Annotated in this window: 17 protein-coding genes; 5 read left to right on the forward strand and 12 right to left on the reverse strand. The window is 70.5% G+C overall.

Translation table 11 applies throughout. The features are described 5' to 3' along the window. The first annotated feature begins 1 nt into the window (after position 1). Both ACIBK4_RS09520 and ACIBK4_RS09525 read left to right on the forward strand, forming a co-directional pair. Positions 2–814: an alpha/beta hydrolase gene (locus ACIBK4_RS09520; protein WP_398994389.1), complete on the forward strand. Its 813-nt coding sequence runs from the start codon at positions 2–4 to the stop codon at positions 812–814. Continuing rightward, positions 807–1,412 (forward strand): hypothetical protein, encoded by a 606-nt coding sequence (locus ACIBK4_RS09525; RefSeq protein ID WP_398993733.1) that lies wholly within the window; start codon positions 807–809, stop codon positions 1,410–1,412. The genes ACIBK4_RS09520 and ACIBK4_RS09525 overlap by 8 nt, the downstream gene beginning before the upstream one ends. Here the strand turns inward: ACIBK4_RS09525 and ACIBK4_RS09530 are convergent. From ACIBK4_RS09530 to ACIBK4_RS09555, 6 genes are all read right to left on the reverse strand, one after another. Continuing rightward, positions 1,409–2,155: an endonuclease/exonuclease/phosphatase family protein gene (locus ACIBK4_RS09530; RefSeq protein WP_398993735.1), complete on the reverse strand. Its 747-nt coding sequence runs from the start codon at positions 2,153–2,155 to the stop codon at positions 1,409–1,411. The two genes, ACIBK4_RS09525 and ACIBK4_RS09530, sit on opposite strands and share 4 nt — an antisense overlap. Before the next feature lie 163 nt (positions 2,156–2,318). Beyond that, a complete protein-coding gene (locus ACIBK4_RS09535) occupies positions 2,319–3,272 on the reverse strand; it encodes an ROK family glucokinase (RefSeq protein ID WP_366435771.1) in 954 nt (317 codons plus the stop codon). Positions 3,273–3,420: 148 nt separating this feature from the next. Further along, positions 3,421–3,918, reverse strand: coding sequence for a DUF5304 domain-containing protein (locus tag ACIBK4_RS09540; protein ID WP_033284420.1), 498 nt, complete (start codon positions 3,916–3,918; stop codon positions 3,421–3,423). A gap of 81 nt (positions 3,919–3,999) precedes the next feature. Then, positions 4,000–5,172, reverse strand: coding sequence for an ArsA family ATPase (locus ACIBK4_RS09545; RefSeq protein ID WP_398993738.1), 1,173 nt, complete (start codon positions 5,170–5,172; stop codon positions 4,000–4,002). Positions 5,173–5,340: 168 nt separating this feature from the next. After that, entirely contained in the window at positions 5,341–5,784 is a 444-nt protein-coding gene (locus ACIBK4_RS09550) for an SRPBCC family protein (RefSeq protein WP_398993740.1), read from the reverse strand. A gap of 127 nt (positions 5,785–5,911) precedes the next feature. Next, the gene (locus tag ACIBK4_RS09555; protein ID WP_398994390.1) at positions 5,912–6,667 is read right to left on the reverse strand and encodes a metallophosphoesterase; all 756 of its coding nucleotides are present in this window, start codon (positions 6,665–6,667) and stop codon (positions 5,912–5,914) included. A gap of 338 nt (positions 6,668–7,005) precedes the next feature. On the opposite strand from ACIBK4_RS09555, the gene ACIBK4_RS09560 reads away from it, so the two are divergent. Beyond that, complete coding sequence (locus ACIBK4_RS09560) at positions 7,006–8,802, forward strand: AMP-dependent synthetase/ligase (RefSeq protein ID WP_398993742.1); 1,797 nt, start codon at positions 7,006–7,008, stop codon at positions 8,800–8,802. A gap of 22 nt (positions 8,803–8,824) precedes the next feature. Here ACIBK4_RS09560 and ACIBK4_RS09565 read toward each other — a convergent pair whose 3' ends face one another. Then, on the reverse strand, positions 8,825–10,411 hold the full coding sequence (locus ACIBK4_RS09565; RefSeq protein ID WP_398994391.1) for a GMC oxidoreductase: 1,587 nt from the start codon (positions 10,409–10,411) through the stop codon (positions 8,825–8,827). A 725-nt stretch (positions 10,412–11,136) separates the two neighbouring features. Further along, a complete protein-coding gene (locus ACIBK4_RS09570) occupies positions 11,137–12,279 on the reverse strand; it encodes a glycosyltransferase family 4 protein (RefSeq protein WP_398993744.1) in 1,143 nt (380 codons plus the stop codon). Positions 12,280–12,410: 131 nt separating this feature from the next. Here ACIBK4_RS09570 and ACIBK4_RS09575 point away from each other — a divergent pair, with 131 nt between their 5' ends. Next, positions 12,411–13,646: a glycosyltransferase 87 family protein gene (locus ACIBK4_RS09575; protein WP_398993747.1), complete on the forward strand. Its 1,236-nt coding sequence runs from the start codon at positions 12,411–12,413 to the stop codon at positions 13,644–13,646. On the opposite strand, the gene ACIBK4_RS09580 is transcribed toward ACIBK4_RS09575, so the two are convergent. Then, the gene (locus ACIBK4_RS09580; RefSeq protein ID WP_398993749.1) at positions 13,607–14,926 is read right to left on the reverse strand and encodes an MATE family efflux transporter; all 1,320 of its coding nucleotides are present in this window, start codon (positions 14,924–14,926) and stop codon (positions 13,607–13,609) included. The two genes, ACIBK4_RS09575 and ACIBK4_RS09580, sit on opposite strands and share 40 nt — an antisense overlap. A 100-nt stretch (positions 14,927–15,026) precedes the next feature. Between ACIBK4_RS09580 and ACIBK4_RS09585 the strand changes: the two genes are divergently transcribed. Continuing rightward, a complete protein-coding gene (locus ACIBK4_RS09585) occupies positions 15,027–15,557 on the forward strand; it encodes a PadR family transcriptional regulator (protein ID WP_398993751.1) in 531 nt (176 codons plus the stop codon). Here ACIBK4_RS09585 and ACIBK4_RS09590 read toward each other — a convergent pair. The 3 genes from ACIBK4_RS09590 to ACIBK4_RS09600 all read right to left on the reverse strand — a co-directional run bounded on the left by ACIBK4_RS09590 (position 15,545) and on the right by ACIBK4_RS09600 (position 19,061). Further along, entirely contained in the window at positions 15,545–16,702 is a 1,158-nt protein-coding gene (locus ACIBK4_RS09590) for a hypothetical protein (RefSeq protein WP_398994392.1), read from the reverse strand. The two genes, ACIBK4_RS09585 and ACIBK4_RS09590, sit on opposite strands and share 13 nt — an antisense overlap. Before the next feature lie 63 nt (positions 16,703–16,765). Then, positions 16,766–17,788: an NlpC/P60 family protein gene (locus tag ACIBK4_RS09595; RefSeq protein ID WP_398993753.1), complete on the reverse strand. Its 1,023-nt coding sequence runs from the start codon at positions 17,786–17,788 to the stop codon at positions 16,766–16,768. Positions 17,789–18,023: 235 nt separating this feature from the next. Further along, positions 18,024–19,061, reverse strand: a complete 1,038-nt coding sequence (locus ACIBK4_RS09600) for an NlpC/P60 family protein (protein ID WP_398993755.1) — start codon at positions 19,059–19,061, stop codon at positions 18,024–18,026. Between the last annotated feature and the right edge of the window lie 65 nt (positions 19,062–19,126).

Genomic DNA, 19,126 nt, shown 5'->3' on the forward strand with positions numbered 1-19,126 from the left:
GGTGCCGGTCCTCCCCGGAGCCGAGCCGTACCGCCACGAGGGCGGGGAGGTCGGAGTGCTCCTCTGCCACGGCTTCACCGGTTCCCCGCAGTCGCTGCGCCCCTGGGCGGAGCATCTGGCCGAGCGCGGCCTCACCGTGTCGCTGCCGCTGCTGCCCGGGCACGGCACGCGCTGGGAGGACATGCAGCTCACCGGCTGGCAGGACTGGTACGCGGAGGTGGACCGCGAGCTGCGCGCCCTGCGCGAGCGCTGCTCGCAGGTCTTCGTCGCGGGCCTGTCCATGGGCGGCGCGCTGGCCCTGCGGCTGGCCGCGAAGCACGGCGACGAGATCAGCGGTGTCGTGGTCGTCAACCCCGGCATCAAGGTGCACGGCCTCGCGGCGTACGCCCTTCCGGTGGCCCGCCATCTGGTGCGTACGGCGCCGGGTATCGCCAGCGACATCGCGAAGGAGGGCAGCGAGGAGGTCGGGTACGACAAGGTGCCGCTGCACTCCGCGCACTCCCTGCGTATTTTCTTCCGGCTGGTCGACAGCGAGCTGCCGCAGGTCACCCAGCCGCTCCTGCTGCTGCACAGCCCCCAGGACCATGTGGTTCCGCCGGCCGACTCGGCTCGTGTCCTCAGTCGGGTTTCCTCGACCGACGTGACGGAGATCCTGCTGGAACAGAGCTACCACGTCGCGACGTTGGACCACGACGCGGACCGGATTTTCGAGGAGAGCTTCGCGTTCATCGGCCGGCTCGCACCCAGTGCCGGCAAGCAGGTGTCCGACACGGGCCGGGTGAGCGAGCAGGAAGGGACGGCCACAGGTGGCTGAGCACGACTCCGACCGCGAGGGCCTCGAACCGGACGAGCAGGGCGTCCCGTTCGACGAGGAGGCCGCGTGGGCCGCGATCGTCGCCGGGTACGGCGAGGAGCCCAAGGATCCGCCGGGCGCCAAGCCGTTCAAGTCGATCGAGGATCTCGCGCTGCTCGATCCCGAGAAGAACGACGAGAAGCCGAAGGCCAAGGAGCCGGACAAAGACACCGGCAAGGACAAGACCGCGGAGGAACCACCCGCGCCCGCCAAGCCGCTGGGCAGCTCGGTCTCCTTCGCGCCCGGTGTCGGCGGACCCCGTGACTACACCTCGCCGGACTCCTCCGAGGAGGACTTCGACGAGGACGACGAGGGGCACTTCGTTCCGCCGGAGCCACCGCCGCTTCCGGATGCCGATACGACCGCCAAGTTCGCCTGGCTCGGGGTGGTCGGCGGGCCGATCCTGTTGCTGCTGGCGGTGCTGCTCGGCTGGGACATGACCTGGTGGCTGGCGACCATCGGGATCGGTGGGTTCCTGGGCGGGTTCGCCACGTTGGTGATGCGGATGCGGACGGATGAGGAGGACGGGGACGATCCCGGACGCGGGGCCGTCGTCTAGTTCGCGGGAATTCTGAGGGCGGCCAGCACCGGGAAGTGGTCGGTGGCCGCCCTCAAGTCCGTTTCCGTGACGCCTGGTTGGCCGAGCGGTACCCCGCAGCCCAGCACCTCGATGCCCTGTGTGGCGAAGATCGCGTCGATGCGCTGGAAGGGGTTGCCGGGGGTCCAGGTGTGCTCCTCGCCCCACGGGGCGGTGGCCCAGCAGTCCTGGAGTTCCTTGGCCAGGCGGCCGAAAGTCCGGCCGTCGGGGCGGTCGTTGAGGTCGCCGCCCGCGATGACGTGGTCCACTCCCATGCCGGCCAGCCGGTCGAGCAGCATGCCGGCCTGTTCGTAGCGTTCGTCCTGGTGGAGGCTGAGGTGACAGCTCAGGACGCCCAGGCGGGTGCCGCCGATCCGTACGACCGCGGTGGCGAAGCCTCGTCGGTGTTGGCCGGGGGTCAGGGGCAGGAGGACGTCCTCTGTGCGCTCGACCGTGGCCCGGAGTGAGCACAACAGCGCCGGGCCGGCTGCGGTGCCGCCGCCGGAGAGGACGACCAGGTCCGAGGCCGAGGCCAGGCGGGCCAGTTTTTTGCGCCAGCGGAAGAAGAGGGGGGCCTCTTGGATCAGGACGAGGTCCGGGGCGCAGGCTCTGATCACCCTGGCCAGGGCGGCTGTGTCGTCGCGCATCGAGCGGATGTTGTAGCTCAGGACGCGGATGACTGCCGAACCGTCGGGTTCGGTGCGGGAGTTGGGGAGCGGCGCCATGTGGATCAATCTACGCCTGACAGATCGGGGCGCGAGGTACGTGGGCGACTGCCGGTCGTGCGTGGCTGGTCGCGCAGTTCCCCGCGCCCCTTAAGAGCGGTGGCTCGCGGCGCTTCCAAGGGCACGGACTCCCCGCGCCCCTAAAAGCGAAAAGCCGCGTGGGTTACATGATCGGGTCCGGTTCCCTTGCCAAGTCTGCTGCGCCTACCATGCCCGCCTTGTTGCCCAGTTGCGCTGCGATCACGTCGGCGACCGGGCGCCAGTTGCCGCCCACCAGCCAGCGTTTGTAGGACTTGCGGATGGGGTCGAGGACCAATTCACCCTCGTCGGAGAGGCCGCCGCCGACGATGAACGCGGAGGGGTCGAAGAGGGAGGCGAGGTCGGCCAGGCCCGCGCCGGCCCAGCGGGCCAGCTCGCGGTAGGAGTCGACGGCGACCGGGTCACCCTGGCGGGCGGCCATGGAGATGTGCTTGCCCTCGATGCCCTCGGGGGTGCCGTCGCCGAGCGAGAGGAGCACCTCCGCGGACTCGGGGGTCGCGTTCGCGCGCTGCTTGGCGTAGCGCACGAGGGCGCGGCCCGACGCGTACTGCTCCCAGCAGCCCTGTGAGCCGCAGCCGCACAGCAGGCCGTCCGGCACCATGCGGATGTGGCCGAACTCCGCGGCCACCCCGAAGTGCCCGCGGCGCAGCTTGTTGCCGATGATGATGCCGCCGCCGAGGCCGGTGCCGAGCGTGATGCAGATGACGTTGCGGTGGCCCTTGCCGGCGCCGAACTTGTACTCGCCCCAGGCCGCGGCGTTCGCGTCGTTCTCCACGACGACGGGGAGGCCCACGCGGGCCTCGACCTTCTCCTTCAGCGGCTCCTGGCGCCAGTCGATGTTCGGCGCGAAGTAGACCGTGGAGCGCTGACGGTTGACGTATCCGGCGGCACCGATGCCCACGCCGACGATCTCGTGCCCGGCGCGTGCTCCGTCGACTGCGGCGGCGATGGCGTCCACGATGCCCTCGGGCGTACCCGGGGTCGGCACCTTGTGGGTCGAGAGGATGTTGCCTTCCTCGTCGACCACCCCGGCCGCGATCTTGGTGCCGCCGATATCGACGCCGATGGTGAGTCCCATGAATCCCTCAGTTTCGGTCGAGCCCCGCTACGGCCCACCGTACCCGAGGGGCTGCCGTCGGAATCGCGGCGTTCGCCCGTAGGACGGCCCGACGACAACGCCTGGCCGCCGGGCGGACGCGAATCCGGCGGCGGGCCCTCAGGGGCTTCTAGTCCAGGTCGATGCGCTCTCCGGGGCCGGAGTCGTCTCCCCGGTCTCGGCGGTCGTTCTTCAGGTCCTTCAGCTCGCTGTCGCGGGCCGTCCAGCGCTGCTCCTGGGCCTGGACCGCGGAGCGGTACGCGGCGAGGAGTTCGTTTCCGGCCGCCGCGAGGTGGTCGAAGACGTCCGGGTTGCGTTCGATGACGGGCTCGACGGCGGCCTTGGCCTGCTGGACGACCTGCTTCACCACCTGCTGGGCGGCCGGTCCCGCGACCTGGCCGAGCAATGGGGACTGGAGGCCGGACAGCTTGTCCGCGACGGTGTCGACGAGCTTGCGCAGTTCCTCGGCGGCCGAGACCGGCGGCTGGCCGTACTGGGTGCGGCGGCGGGCCTTCTCCGCCGCGAGGTCTTCGGCGGCCGCCGTCGCCCAGGCGTCGGCGTCGGTCGCCCGCACCTCGTCGAGCGCCTCGTCCTTGCGGGCGTCGGACGGGGGGAGCTCTTCGCTCATGACGGACTCCTGACTACGGTTCGTCTCTACGACGTTACCCGAATGGGCGTACGTGCTTCACGGCTCCGCACGCACCAATCCTCATCTTCCCTGCGGCCACAGATCCGGGTCGGGCGCGAACCGGATGCGCAGTTCGCCCTCGCGCAGGGCCGCGCCGGCCACGGTGCAGCGGCGCAGGGCCGACGGCAGCGGCACGATACGGCGGAACCGGCCGACCGTGACGACGAGTTCGTCGCCGCGCCGGACCAGGTCGAGCTCGTCCCGTATCGCGCCGGGCAGCGGGATGCCCCAGACCAGCACACCGTCCTCGGCCAGCCGGTCGGTCACCGGCCACTCGACCGTGGAACCGGCCGCGTTGACACCGGGCACAGCGAGCGCGGCGAGGTCGTCGGTGCCGCGGGGGTCGTGGCCGAGGTGCGGGACGTGATGCACGTCGTCGTACGTCCCCTGCCACTCGTCCAGCGTCTTGCGCTGCTGGGCGTTCAGGCCCGCGAGCCAGGTGTCCTCGACGGACTCGGGCAGCACCCGGTTGGCGACCAGCACGTCGGGGCGCAGGCCGCGCAGGGCGAGCGCGAGTCCGGCGGCGCGCACGGCTTCGGCGCCGGCCGGTCCGGGCTCCGCGACCAGTCGTACGGAGGTGTGGCGGTCGGCGAGGACCGCTTCTACGGCGGCCAGTTCCACGTCCCAGCGGCCGGCCGTGTCGTAGAGCCACTCGGAGGGCATCGGGACGCCGGCGAGGCGGCCGAGGACCGGGCGGAGGGCGCGGGCCGCTTGCCGCTCGGCCGGGAGGAGACGGCGGAGGTAGCGGCGGAGTTCCTCGGGGAGCGCGAGGAGGGCCAGTGCGTGGGGAGTGGGTGGGAGGTCTACGACGAGGAGGTCGTAGGCCTCGGACAGGGCCGCGTCCCTGAGCGCCCGGAGGAGGGCCAGTTCCTCGGCGCCGGGGAGGGGGGTGAGTTCTTCCGCGTCCAGGCGTGCGGCGCCGAGGAGTTCGAGGGCGGTGGAGGCTCGGTCCTGGAAGGCGGTGAGGTCCGCGCGGAAGGATTCCGTGGCGTCGGGGCGCCATGCCGTGAGGTTCTCGGCGGCTTCCACGGGGGCCGCTCCCGTCACCACGCCCAGGGCGGCGCCTAGGGTGTCGCCGCGGTCGGAACCGAGGACCAGGGTCCGGGTGCCGGTGCCTGCGGCGGCTTGTGCGGTGGCTGCGGCGATGGTGCTGCGGCCGCTGCCGCCTGGGCCGGTGATCAGGATGGTACGCATATGAGTGAACGGTAGTCGCTCGGCGAGGGTGGGGGCCGGGCGCCGTTGCCGGGGGCTCCGCCCCCGGACCCCCGTCGGCCCTGAAGGGGCCTCGTCCTCAAACGCCGGACGGGCTGAGTTGTACCGGCCTGTGTGAGAAGGGACCGGACGGGCTGTCAGGCACCCCTCCTACTGCTCGCCCGACTCCACGCGCTTCTTCAGTCCCGCCAACGCCCGGTCGATGATGACCTTCTCGGCCTTGCGCTTGATCATGCCCAGCATGGGGATCTTGACGTCCACCGTGAGGAGGTACGTGACCTCCGTGGCGCCCGCGCCCGTGGACTTCAGGACGTACGAGCCGTCCAGGGAGCGCAGCATCTGGGACTTGACGAGGGTCCAGGAGACCTCGTTGTCGCTGGTCCAGGTGTATGCGAGGACCTGGTCGTCCTTGATCGCTCCGGCGTCCATGACGAGGCGGACCTGTTCGGCGCGGCCGCGCTCGTCGGTCTTGAGGACGTCCGCCTCCTTCACCTCGCCGGTCCAGTCCGGGTAGCGGGCGAAGTCGGCGATCACTTCCATCACTTCGGCCGGTGCCGCCTCGATCGTGATGCTCGAACTGGTGTGTTCCGCCATCGCTGTGGCTCCTCCAGATGCGGACCGGCAGGGCGTCGTCGTCGTGCGCGTGTGCGTGCAGCGTGAAGGCTACCGCGCGGTCGACCGCCCCACTTCACCCCCTACCTGCGGACATCGAGGGGGACGGTCACCATTCCAGCGCCCACGGCTTGCCGCTGCTCGCGAAGTGCCCCACGTTCACACACTCGGTCGCCCCGATCCGCATCCTGCGCACCAACGGCTGGTGAACGTGGCCGAACAGTGCATAGCGGGGCCGGGTGCGGCGGATGGCGTCCAGGAGGGCGCGGCTGCCGCGTTCGAAGCGGCGCGCGACGGTGTCGTAGACCAGCTCGGGGACCTCGGGTGGGATGTGCGTGCACAACACGTCCACCTCGCCCACCGCCTCGATCTTCGCCGCGTACTCCTCGTCGCTGATCTCGTACGGGGTGCGCATGGGGGTGCGGAGGCCGCCGCCGATGAAGCCGAAGGTGCGGCCGCCGATCTCCACGCGTTCGCCGTCGAGGACCGTCGTTCCTGGGCCTGCGTACTCGGGCCACAGGGTCGGCATGTCGACGTTGCCGTAGGTGGCGTACGTCGGGGTGGGGAAGGCGGCGAACATCTCGGCGTACTGTTTGCGGACCGCCTTCTCGATCAGGGCCGCTCGGTCGCCGCCGACGCCGGACCAGAGGCGGGCGCCGAGTTCGCGGGCCTCCTCGAAGCGGCGGGCGGTGCGCAGCTCGACCAGGCGGTCGGCGTTCTCCTCGCCGAAGAGTTCGGGGAAGATGCCGCGCGCGTGGTCGGCGTAGTCGAGGAAGAGGACCAGGTCGCCCAGGCAGATCAGGGCGTCGGCACCCTCGCCGGATCTGGCCAGGTCACGGGCGTTGCCGTGCACGTCGCTGACCACATGGATGCGCGTCCCGGAGTTTCCGGGTGGTGTGGGTGCCATGACGATCAAGCGTAGGCGTGTGCGCCAAACGTGAACAGTGGCGGCGGACCTTGCGGTTACTGGCCAGTTAAGAAAGGCGTGGACTACTGTGCGCGAGGAAACACCAATCTGTGTGACGCAGCGAACATCTCGCCGGACCCCCCTGTCGTAGGACCCATACCGGCGGGTAACGTCCGGGCAGTCCAGTCGTGCTCAGGATTTCAACCACCGGTTCCTGACGCACCTGCCCGAGCCGTGGACCGGACCGTCGCATCACACAACGTCGTGGCGCCGGCGCCCTATGAGGAGCAGCAGTCTTGCGCGAGTTCAGCCTTCCGGCTTTGTACGAGGTCCCCGCGGACGGCAATCTGACCGACATCGTCCGCAGAAACGCCGCGCAGCACCCAGAGGTCGCCGTGATCGCCCGCAAGGCGAACGGCGCGTGGCAGGACGTGACCGCCACGGTCTTCCTCGCCGAGGTGCACGCGGCCGCCAAGGGGCTCATCGCCTCCGGCGTCCAGCCCGGCGACCGGGTCGGCCTGATGTCCCGCACGCGCTACGAGTGGACCCTGCTCGACTTCGCGATCTGGTGCGCGGGCGCGATCACCGTGCCGGTGTACGAGACCAGCTCGCCGGAGCAGGTGCAGTGGATCCTCTCCGACTCGGGCGCCACCGCCGTCATCGTCGAGCAGGACGGGCACGCCGCCACCGTCGAGTCGGTGCGGGCGCAGCTGCCCGCGCTCAAGCACGTGTGGCAGATCGACGCCGGCGCCATCGACGAGCTGGACCGGGCCGGCAAGGACGTCACCGACGCGACCGTCGAGGAGCGCAGCTCGCTGGCGAAGGCCGACGACCCGGCGACCATCGTGTACACGAGTGGCACCACCGGGCGGCCAAAGGGCTGCGTGCTCACCCACCGCAGCTTCTTCGCGGAGTGCGGCAACATCGTGGAGCGGCTGCGCCCGCTGTTCCGTACCGGCGAGTGCTCGGTGCTGCTGTTCCTGCCGCTCGCGCACGTCTTCGGGCGGCTGGTGCAGATCGCGCCGATGATGGCGCCGATCAAGCTGGGCCTCGTCCCGGACATCAAGAACCTCACCGATGAACTCGCCTCGTTCCGGCCGACGTTGATCCTCGGTGTGCCGCGCGTCTTCGAGAAGGTCTACAACTCGGCGCGCGCCAAGGCGCAGGCGGACGGCAAGGGCAAGATCTTCGACAAGGCGGCCGACACCGCGATCGCGTACAGCCGCGCGCTGGACACGCCCTCGGGTCCGTCGCTGGGTCTGAAGATCAAGTACAAGACGTTCGACAAGCTCGTCTACAGCAAGCTGCGCGCGGTGCTCGGCGGCAAGGGCGAGTACGCGATCTCCGGCGGCGCCCCGCTGGGCGAGCGGCTCGGGCACTTCTTCCGGGGCATCGGCTTCACGGTCCTTGAGGGCTACGGGCTGACCGAGTCCTGCGCGGCCACCGCGTTCAACCCCTGGGACCGGACGAAGATCGGCACGGTCGGCCAGCCGCTGCCCGGCTCGGTCGTGCGCATCGCGGACGACGGCGAGGTGCTGCTGCACGGCGAGCACCTGTTCAAGGGCTACTGGAACAACGAGGCGGCTACGGCCGAGGCGCTCGCCGACGGCTGGTTCCACACCGGCGACATCGGCACCCTCGACGAGGACGGCTACCTCAGCATCACGGGCCGCAAGAAGGAGATCATCGTCACCGCGGGCGGCAAGAACGTCGCCCCGGCTGTGATCGAGGACCGCATCCGCGCGCACGCGCTGGTCGCGGAGTGCATGGTCGTCGGCGACGGGCGGCCCTTCGTGGGCGCGCTGATCACGGTCGACGACGAGTTCCTGGGCCGATGGGCCGCCGAGCACGGCAAGCCGTCGGGTTCCACCGCGGCGTCGCTGCGTGACGATCCGGATCTGGTGCAGGCGATCCAGGACGCGGTCGACGACGGCAACGCCGCGGTGTCGAAGGCGGAATCGGTGCGGAAGTTCCGCATTCTGTCCTCCCAGTTCACGGAGGAGTCGGGCCACCTGACGCCGTCCCTGAAGCTCAAGCGCAATGTGGTGGCGAAGGACTACGCGGACGAGATCGAGGCCATCTACCAGAAGTAGCGGGCCCGGTACGGGAGTCGGTCTATGACGCGGTGTCCTCGGCGAGGACCCGCGTCATCGTCCTTTCCGCGAGCGCGGTGATCGTCACGAACGGGTTGACCCCGATCGAGCCGGGCACCAGCGAGCCGTCGGTGATGTACAGCTTCGAATACCCCTTCACCCGGCCGTAGTTGTCGGTCGCCTGGCCCAACACGCAGCCGCCGAGCGGGTGGTAGCAGAAGTCGTCGGCGAAGACCTTGCTGGTGGTGCCGAACAGGTCGTACCGGTAGATGGTCCCGTTCGCCGCGTTGATCCGGTCGAACAGTTTCTTCGCCATGGCGACCGAGACCGCGCTCTGCGCCGCGGTCCAGCCGAGTTTCACGGTCCCGGAGGCGGAGTCGTACGTGAACGACGCCCGCTGCGGGTTCTTCGTGATCGCCAGATACAGGCTGATCCAGTGCTCGATGCCCATCGGCAGCGGGGCGATCTCCGCGAAGACGGGGTTGTCGGTGTTGGCCCAGTCGTCGATGCCCATGACCGGCATCGTCGACTCGTTGGCGCCGACGGTGTCCCAGACGTGGTTGGCACGCCCGACCATCGTGTTGCCGTTGGTCCCCCAGCCCGCCCCGACGCTCGCGTTCAGAGCGGGAAGCGTGCCTGTGTCCCTTGCGCGGACGAGGAGTTCGGTGGTGCCGAGGCTGCCGCCGCCGAGGAACAGATAGGTGCAGCTGTACTGCTTGGTCTCGACGACCGTGCCGGTGTCGTCGATGCGGTCGACGGTCAGGACGTACGACCCGTCGCTCGCCCGCGTGACCCCCTTCACCTTCTCCATGGTGTGGATGGTGACCTTGCCGGTGCCGAGCGCGGCGGCGAGGTAGGTCTTGTCGAGGCTCTTCTTGCCGTAGTTGTTGCCGTAGATGACCTCGGCGGCGAGCGCGGACTTGGTGGCGGTGCCGGCGGCCTCCTTCTGCATGTAGCCGAAGTCGTAGACGTTGGGCACGAAGGTGGTCTTGAGGCCTGCGGTGGTGGCCGCCTTCCGTGAGGTGCGGGTGAACTGGTACCACTCCGTCGACTCGAACCAGGTCGGGTCGACGGTGTTGACGCCGAGCATGGTGCGGGCGCGCGGGAAGTACGTGGCGTACATCTCGGTGGCGTCGACGGTGGGGAACTGCTCGGTGAAGTACGACTGGAGCGGGGTGACGGCCATGCCCCCGTTGACCAACGACCCCCCACCGACACCACGCCCCACATACACGGACATGTTGTCGTAGTGCACGCGGTCCAGGACGCCGGGATACAGGCCGATGTCCTTGTTGACGACGTCCAGCCACAGGAACGTGGCGAGCGGGGCCTCGGTGCGGGTCTTGAACCACATGGACCGCTGGTCCGGCGCGGAGGTCGAACAGAAGACCTTGCCGTCCGCACCCGCCGTGTTCCAGAGCTTGCCCATCTCCAGAACGAGGGTGGTGATACCGGCCTGCCCGAGCCGAAGCGCGGCCACCGCACCGCCGTAACCTGACCCGACGACGATCGCGGGGGCGGTCTGGACGGCCGCGGGTTCGACGGCCTGCGCGGACTGCAGACCGATACGGGTGAGACCGGCGGTGGCGGCGGTCTGGAGGGCGATCATGCCCAGGATTTGACGTCTCGTCAGCTGATGCTGCGTCAGTTTTGCTGTCATGCGCGCAGCATGTGCGGATTATTGGGTTCCGCCAAGGGGATGCGGCGGTTTTGGGGCGGGGTGGGGGTGCGGGGTGCGGTGAGGGGTGCCGGGTGCGGTGGGTGGGCGGGTGCGGGTGGGTGGGGGCTGGTCGCGCAGTTCCCCGCGCCCCTAAAAAACAGGGGGTTCGCCAAGCAGCCGCGCTGGACCTGAGGCGCCAACCGGAGTGCCACATCAGCTGATTGGGCGGGTGACGGTCGTGTGTGGCTTCGCGCGCAGTTCCCCGCGCCCCTGAAAAGCAGGGGGTTCGCCAAGCAGCCGCGCTGGACTTGGGGCGCCAACCGGGGTGCCACATCAGCTGATTGGGCGGGTGACGGTCGCGTGTGGCTTCGCGCGCAGTTCCCCGCGCCCCTGAAAAACGGGGAGTTGACCACGCGGCCGCGCTGATCCTTGGGCGACTGGGGCACGTCCGCACAGTGGAACCCCCTGCTTTTAGGGGCGCGGGGAACTGCGCGACCAGCCCCCACGGACCCGCACCCGCCCAACCACCCCACTCGGCGCCCCAGTTGGCGCCCCAAGCTCAACACGCGCGCCCGGCGAACCCCCCGTTTTTCAGGGGCGCGGGGAACTGCGCGACAAGCCCCCACCGACCCGCAGCCACCCCACCACCGCACCCGGCACCCCGGACCGCACCCCTACAGCAACGCCCTCAGCCGCTCCGCAAGCAGATCCCACCGCCACCTCTCCTCGACCCACTGCCGCCCCCGCTCCCCCATGTTCCGGCGGAGCTCCGCGTCGCCGAGGAGCGCGAGGATGCGGTCGGCGGCCTCCTCCGGGGAGCCACCCCGGACGACCCAGCCGGTCTCGCCGTCGAGGACCGCGTCGGGCGCGCCGCCGGAGTCGCCGGCGACGACGGGGAGGCCGGTGGCGGAGGCCTCCAGGTAGACGATGCCGAGGCCCTCTACGTCGAGGCCGCCGCGCCGCGTCCGGCAGGGCATCGCGAAGACGTCACCCGCGCCGTAGTGGGCAGGGAGCTCGGACCAGGGAACGGCGCCCGTGAAGCGGACGGAGTCACTCACACCCGTCTCCCGCACAAGCCGCCGCAGATCCTTCTCGTACGGACCGCCCCCCACGATCAGGAGAACCGTCTCCGGCTCGCGGGCCAGGATGCGCGGCATCGCGAGGATCAGCGTGTCTTGCCCCTTGCGCGGGACCAGGCGGGAGACGCAGACGACCACCGGCCGGTCGGTCAGCCCGAGGCGGGACCGGACCTCAGCGCCACCCGAACCCGGGTGGAAGACCTTCTCGTCCACACCCGGCGGGAGTTGGACCATCCGCCCCGCCGCCTCCGGGCTCAGCGCGCCGGCGATCCGCGAGCGCGTGTACTCCCCGAGGTAGGTGATCGTGTCCGTGGACTCCCCGATGCGGTGCAGGAGTTGACGCGAGGCGGGCAGTTGGGCCCAGCCCGCCTCATGGCCGTGGGTCGTGGCGACCAGCCGTTCCGCGCCCGCCTTCCGCAGCGCCGGCGCCATCAGCCCGAGCGGCGCCGCCGCCCCGAACCACACCGCCGTACACCCGTGTTCACGCAGCAGCCCCACCGCCCGACGGGTCGCCGCGGGCGTCGGGAGCAGCATGGTCGTGGTGTCCCGCACGACGGTGAAGGGCTGCTCGGCGTCGAACGCGGCCGTCGCCTCCGCGCCCTCACGCCCGCGCTTCCACGTCGAGGCGTAGACCACGAGCCGCTCGGGATCCAGCCGTAGCGCCATGTTGTGCAGGAACGCCTGGATGCCACCGGGCCGGGGCGGAAAGTCATTGGTCACGATCAGGGTCTTGCGCACGCGGCAGACCCTACCGGCCGCACCGGACGACGACTCACAGGCCCACACGGCCGCGCTTGATGGCCGTCGCACAGCAGATCGGGAGAACATGTGAGCCACATCGGCAGGCACGGCACGGAACAGGGGCTCAGGTGGAGATCGCGGGCGCGGGACGGCGACTGGCGCCGCTGCTGGGAACCTGGGGCCTGACCCGAGTCGTACTCCTGCTGTTCGTCTTCAAGGTGCTCGTGTTCCCGGGCCCGGACGTCACCAGCGACGTCTCGGTGATCTACCAGGGCTGGTACGAGACGCTCCGCCACGGCGGCTTCCCGCTGGACGACGTCACCTGGCAGTACCCGCCCGCCGCCGCCCTCCCGATCCTCTCCCCCGCCCTGCTGGGCTTCCTGGACTACGCGTCGGCGTTCTTCGTCCTCGCCTTCCTCGCCGACCTGACCGTCCTGGCCCTGCTCCTGTACACGGGCCTGCGCCCCGGCCGCACCCTCCGCGGCGCCTGGGTCTGGATCGCGGGCGTCCCGCTGCTCGGCCCGACCGTGTACGCGCGCTACGACGTGATGGTGACCGCGGTCGCCGTCGCCGCGCTGCTCGCGGGTGCCCGCCACCCCCGCGTGATGGGAGCGCTGGCCGGCTTCGGAGCCCTCCTGAAGGTGTGGCCGGCGCTGCTCCTGCTGGGTGCGGTCAAGTGCCGCGCGTGGGGAGCGGCGGCGGTGACGGTCGTGGTCGTCGCGTCCCTCTTCGCGGTGTCGATGCCGGGCGCGTTCGCCTTCCTGACCTTCCAGCGCAACCGGGGCACGGAGGTGGAGTCGCTGGGCTCGCTGGTCTTCCACGTGGCCCGGCACTTCGGCTGGCCGGGTCAGGTCCTCCTGAACTACGGCTCGGTGGAGTTCGTCGGCCCGTACGTCAACTGGGTCAGCACGGCCGCCCTGGGCCTCACGGCGATCGCCTTCGGCTGGATCGTGCTCTGGCGCCTGATGGCGGCCCGCTTCCTCCCGCACACCCTCGCGGACGCGGCCTTCGTCGCGGTCCTGATGTTCACGGTCACCAGCCGGGTGATCAGCCCCCAGTACGTCGTCTGGCTGATCGGCCTCGCCGCCGTGTGCTCCTGCTTCCGCGCCAGCCGGATGCGACTCCCGGTCGCCCTGGTCCTGGCCGCCGCCTTCGTGACGGTCCTGGAGTTCCCGATCTGGTTCGCCCACGTGGTCGCCAGCGACAACCTGGGCGTGACCCTCCTGATCGTCCGCAACGGCCTGCTCGTCGCGGCGACCCTCATCGCCGCCCGCGAGCTGTGGCAGGCGTCCGTCACCTGGGCGGACGTACCGCCGCTGCCGAGTCAGGCGACCCGGTCGAAGGCGCCTTCCACGTCCTCCTGACACCGCACCCGCCGCCGGAACAGCACGGCGACGACCGCGCACTGCACCCCCATCGAGAGCGCCAGCGCCAGGCACACCCCGGGCAGTCCGAGCCCCAACAGCCCGTACGCCAACGGGAGTTGGACCGCCGTGCCGAGCACCGTCACCCGGAGCAGCGCCGGCGCTCCCCCGCTGCCCTCGAAGACCCCGCCGAGCGCGATGAAGCAGGCCAGCAGGAGCAGGTAGGGGCCGACGCAGCGCAGGAACAGGACGCCCTCGTGGGCGACTTGGGGACCGGCGCCGAAGGCGGCCATGATCCAGGGGGCGGTGAGGAGGAGCAGGACGGCCGCCCCGGCTCCCACGGTCCCGGACACGAGCATCGCCTCCCGCCCGATCTCCCGCCGCGCGTCCCTTCCCTCGCCCCGCAGGTGCGAGGTGTGGATGGCGGCCGCCTGCCGCACGGAGTAGAAGGCCATCGTCGCCACGTACAGCACCTTGTAGCCGATGGCGTACGCGGCCACCGCCGTCACCCCGAGCCGCGCCACGATCGCGATCAGCACCAGCGTTCCGGCCTGCCGGACGGTGAAGTCGGCGGACATGGGCAGGCCGGTGGTCACCGTCCGGCGCAGGGCGGCGGAGACGGACTCGGCGGGGGCGGCCTTCGTGCCGCGCAGCAGGGCATTGCGGCGCAGGGCGCGCAGCCCCACCCCCAGCGCCACCAGCCGACACAGCACTGTGGAGGCCGCTGCGCCCTGGACGCCGTAGAGGTGGATGAGGAACGGGTCGCAGACGAGGATGAGACCGTTGGCCAGCAGGGCCAGGCGCATCGGGGTTCTCGTGTCGCCGGTGCCCTTGAGGATGCCGTCGACGAGTTGCTGGACGTAGAAGACGGCGATGCCCGGCAGGGAGATCGTGAAGTAGGCGACCGTGAGCGGGAGTTCGGGTCCTGTATCGCCGAGGATCAGGCGGGCCAGCGGTTCGCGGAGCAGGAAGCCGGTCGTGACGACCACCGGTGTGACCAGCGCGCAGAGGGCCAGGCCGCCGCGCAGGGCGGACCGTATCGCGGCGGGGTCGCGGGCTCCCCGGGCGTGGGCGATCAGCACGGTGGTGCCGGAAGCGAAGACCAGGGCGACGCCCAGCAGCACGTTCTCGGTGTTGGTCGCGACGGCCACGGCGGCGACGGCCGGGCCGCCGAGCCGGGAGACCCAGACCGTGTTGATGATCCCGGCGGCGACGGAGGCGAGGAGCGAGAGGTAGACGGGGTGGGCGAGGGAGACGAGCTGCCTGCGGTGGCTGTTCACGGACGGGCCCTCCTCGGTAACCGGGTACCTCTAATCGAGGTAGCTCGATTAGAGGTACCATGGCCGTACGAGGTCCGCAAGAACCGGGCGAAGGAGGACCATGCTGGAACTGTCGATCCTGGGGTTCCTGGCCGAACAGCCGCTCCACGGCTACGAGTTGAAGGAACGCATCAAGGCGCTCAGCGGCCATGTCCGCCCGGTCAGCGACGGCGCGCTCTACCCGGCGATCACCCGCCTGGTCACCGCGGGCAAGCTCGACCAGCACACGGAGGAGGGCACGAGCGCGGCCCCGCGCCGGGTCCTGTCCCTCACCGGGAAGGGTCGCGAGGACCTCCTGGAACGACTCCGGCACCCGAAGCAGCCCGAGATCACCGACCACGTCCGCTTCAACACGGTCCTGGCCTTCCTACGGCACCTGCCCGACCCGCACGAGCAGGCCGCCGTGCTGCGTCGTCGGCTCAACTTCCTTGAGACGCCCGCGAGTTTCTTCTATCGGGACGGCGAGCCGGTGCGGGCGGAGGACAGCGGGGACCTGTTCCGGCAGGGCATGTTGCGGGTCGCGCGGGCGACGGGGGCGGCGGAGCGGGAGTGGCTGGCCGAGGCCATCTCCCTGTTGGATCAGCCGAGTTGAGCCGTGAGATAGTCCCGCCACTGCGCGGTGAAGTCCTCCAGCGTCACCCCGAGCACGCTCTTCATCGCGTCCTCCACCGCCCCTGCCCGCTTCTTATGCGCACCAACTGCCCGGTAGAACTTGCCCAGTTGACCGACTCCCCACCGGTCCTCGATCATCCGGCAGGCCATCCACCCGCCCTCGTACGCCTGCGCCAGCTTCGTCGGATCGCTGCTGAAGCCGAAGTCCTTGTCGGTGGGGAGGGCGCTCGGGAGACTGCCGTCCTCGACGGCGCGGTGCAGCTCGGGGGCGGCCTGGGTGGGGGTGCGGCCGGTGCCTCGGTAGCCGATCCAGTCGGCGTAGCCCTCCGAGAGCCAGAGGGGGGTGGCCGAGGTGGTGTGGGCTCGGGTCGCCACGTGGGTCGTCTCGTGGGTCAGGACGACCTGTTTGCCCACCGCTCCGAGCATCGCGTACGCGTCCGGGTTGACGATGATCCGGTCCGCCGGCGCGTTGCCCGAACCGCCCGCCTCGCCCGTCGTCACCGCGGCGATGCCCCGGTAGGAGGCCGCCGGTGAGCCCAGGAGGCCCGCCATGCCGTTCAGGGAACCGGGGACGAGCACGACGACGTGCCGGGTCCAGTCCGTGCCCCAGGCGGCCGACACGGCCGGTACGGCGTGGTCCGCGAGGGTGCGGTAGTCGCGCAGGCCGGCGGCGGACTGCCCGACCCCCATCACCAGGCTGTGCGCGCCCTTGACGACGCTCACCCTCCCCTGGTCCCACAGCTGTTGGCCGGACTTCTTCGCGGGCTTGTCCGAGGCGACGTACCACTGCGCGTCGGCGGTGAGGCGGAGCGTGAGGGTACGGCCGACGGTGACGGGTGAGGTGTCGTAGCCCTTGACCTTGTAGCTGAGTTCGGCGTCGGCGGTCGCGGTGGCGCCGCTGCGGTGCAACGAGGTGAGCCGGTAGGACCAGGACGCCAGCGGTACGGCGCGCAGGTTCTCGTACGCGGTGCGCGCGCCGGTCCTCGTGTACGCCGGTTCGTCGTGGTGCAGGACCGCCGCGGACTGGCGGTCGAGGAGGCTCTGGACCTCGGCCTTCGCGCTGTTCGCCGCCGGCTGTCCGCCGCACCCCACCAGCGAACCGAGCAGCAGACACAGCGCGAACACTCCGGAGCGCGACGCCCGCCTACGACCAGTCACTTCCCGATCGTACGACCCTTTCGGGCGGGTTCAGACCCTCGTGACCGACGAGATGGGCATCATGCCGACCGGGTCGTAGCGGACCGGCGCGCCGGGGTAGGGGGCGTGGATGACCTGGCCGTTGCCCACGTACATGCCGACATGGCTGGCGTCGGAGCGGTAGACGACCAGGTCGCCGGGCTGGGCCTGGGAGAGGGGGATCTGGTGGCCGGCGTAGCGCTGTTCCTGCGAGGTGCGCGGGAGGTGGACGCCCGCGTGGGCGTACGACCACTGCATGAGGCCGGAGCAGTCGAAGCCGCCGGGGCCGTTGGCGCCCCAGATGTACGGCTTGCCGAGGGCCGACCGGGCGGCGGCCACCGCGGCTGCCGCGCGGCCCGAGGAGGGGACGCCGGCGCCGAGGTCGGGGATGTCCTCGCGGGTGGAGCGGGAGGCCCGGTCGAAGGAGGCCCGTTCGGCGAGCGGCATCCGGTTGAGCAGTTGCCGGGCCTTGGCGAGTTTCCGCTCGACGGTCTTCTTGTGGGTGGCGACGGCCTTGCGGCTGCGCTCCAGTTCGGCGAGGTGTCCGGCGGCCTCGGTGCGTTCCTGGGCGAGTTCGCGCATGGCCTCCTGGAGGTCCTTGAGCTGGCCCGCCTGCTGGGTGGTGATGCGGTCGAGGACGGACGCCTTGTCGAGGTAGTCGGCCGGGTCGTCGGAGAACAGCAGCGCGACGGTGGGGTCGATGCCGCCGGAGCGGTACTGGGCGCCGGCGAGTGAACCGAGCGCGTCCCGCATGGTGTTGATGCGCTGCTGCTGCCGGGCGATCCGGTCCTGCGCGTCGCTGACCTGCCGGTGCAGCTGCCCAGCGCTCTCGTCGGCCTTGTCGTAGGCCTCGGTCGCCTGCTCCGCCTCGTGGTAGAGCCGGTCCACCTCGGCCTTGGAGTCGTCGTGCGGCGCGGCCACGGCGGAGGTGGCCGGCAGGGCGCCGAGGGCCGCCGCGGCGGCGCTCAAGACGCAGACCGCGGCGCTGGCGCCTCGGTCGAACCCGGACGGTGCAGGGCGGCGACGGGATCCCACGGGGAGTCGCACTCCTTCCGCTGGCGGACACGGACCGCTCCCCCGGAGCGGGGAAACGCGCCAGACAGTAGCTCTGTGAAGGGGTGCGGGCCAAAGACCTCCGCGGACACATACCGTGACGCCCCGCCTATGACGCAGGTCATGGGCGGGGCGTGGGGTCAGCGTGGTGTGTCGCAATTCGCCCGTTCGGGCGGTCCGGAAGGACCGCGCGAGGACGGGGACAGCCGCGGTCGGATCAGATCCGGACGCCGAACTCGAAGGTCATGTTGCCGATTGCCTCGTAGCGGACCACGGCACCGGTGTGCGGGGCGTGCAGCACCTGGCCGTTGCCCGCGTAGAGGCCGACGTGGTGGTAGTCGCCGTAGAAGATGACGAGGTCGCCGACCTTGAGGTCGCTCTCGCTGTAGATGCGGGTGCCGGCGTTCGCCTGCGCCTCGGAGGTGCGGGGGATCGAGACGCCCGCCTGCGCGTAGGCCCAGGACGTGAGGCCGGAGCAGTCGAAGGAGGAGGGTCCGGAGGCGCCGTAGACGTACGGCGAGCCGATCACGGACTGGGCGGCGGCGAAGGCGGCGGCGGCACGGCCGGAGGCGGAACCGGTGTTGCCGAGGTTCACGCGTGAGCTGGAGCGGTTGGCGGCCTGCGCCTGCTCCTGGTCGAGCGCCGCCTTCTCCTTGGCGGTCAGGGTGTTGAGCAGCTTCTGGGCCGTGGCCAGCTTGGCCTTGACCTCGTCCTTCTTCTTCTTGAGCTCGGTGCGGGTGGCGGAGAGGTCCTTGAGCTTGGTGCTCGCCTCCGCGCGCTCCTGGGCGAGTTCGCGCTGCTTGCCCTGGATCTTCGTGAGCGCCTCGACCTGCTGAGCGCTCAACTGGTCCATCGTGGACGCCTTGTCGAGGTAGTCGTCCGGGTTCGAGGACAGGAACAGCTGGATCGAGGGGTCGATGCCCCCGGTGCGGTACTGGGCGCTCGCCATCGTGCCGAGGCCGTCCCGGAGCTTGTTGAGCTCCTCCTGGCCGCGGGCGACGTTGTCCTGGATGGTGGAGATTTCCTTCTGGAGCTTCTGCTGCTTCTCCTGGGCGCCGTCGAGCTTCTCGGTGGCCTGCTCGGCCTGCTCGTAGAGGGCGTCGACCTTCGCCTTGACCTCGTCCGTCTTGCTGGGCTTCTCGCTCGGCGCGGCATTGGCGGCCTGAGCGCTGAAGGCAACGGCGGCTGCGGCTGCGGTGGTCAGCACAGTCACACGCGTGCGGCTCGGCTGCTTCGGTCGACGATGGGACGCCACGGAGTCGAGCTCCTTCTATTGAGTGATCACCCGTTCGGAGGTTCGAGGCCTGACCCTAGTGATGT

This window comes from Streptomyces sp. NPDC050528 (assembly GCF_044457795.1).
Lineage (GTDB): Bacteria > Actinomycetota > Actinomycetes > Streptomycetales > Streptomycetaceae > Streptomyces.

What these genes read in the sequence shown, in the direction of transcription:
- ACIBK4_RS09530 (WP_398993735.1), bottom strand. Translation starts at nt 2,155, where the DNA reads ATGGCGCCGCTCCCCAACTCCCGCACCGAACCCGACGGTTCGGCAGTC.
- ACIBK4_RS09535 (WP_366435771.1), bottom strand. Translation starts at nt 3,272, where the DNA reads ATGGGACTCACCATCGGCGTCGATATCGGCGGCACCAAGATCGCGGCC.
- ACIBK4_RS09540 (WP_033284420.1), bottom strand. Translation starts at nt 3,918, where the DNA reads ATGAGCGAAGAGCTCCCCCCGTCCGACGCCCGCAAGGACGAGGCGCTC.
- ACIBK4_RS09545 (WP_398993738.1), bottom strand. Translation starts at nt 5,172, where the DNA reads ATGCGTACCATCCTGATCACCGGCCCAGGCGGCAGCGGCCGCAGCACC.
- ACIBK4_RS09550 (WP_398993740.1), bottom strand. Translation starts at nt 5,784, where the DNA reads ATGGCGGAACACACCAGTTCGAGCATCACGATCGAGGCGGCACCGGCC.
- ACIBK4_RS09565 (WP_398994391.1), bottom strand. Translation starts at nt 10,411, where the DNA reads ATGATCGCCCTCCAGACCGCCGCCACCGCCGGTCTCACCCGTATCGGT.
- ACIBK4_RS09585 (WP_398993751.1), top strand. Translation starts at nt 15,027, where the DNA reads ATGCTGGAACTGTCGATCCTGGGGTTCCTGGCCGAACAGCCGCTCCAC.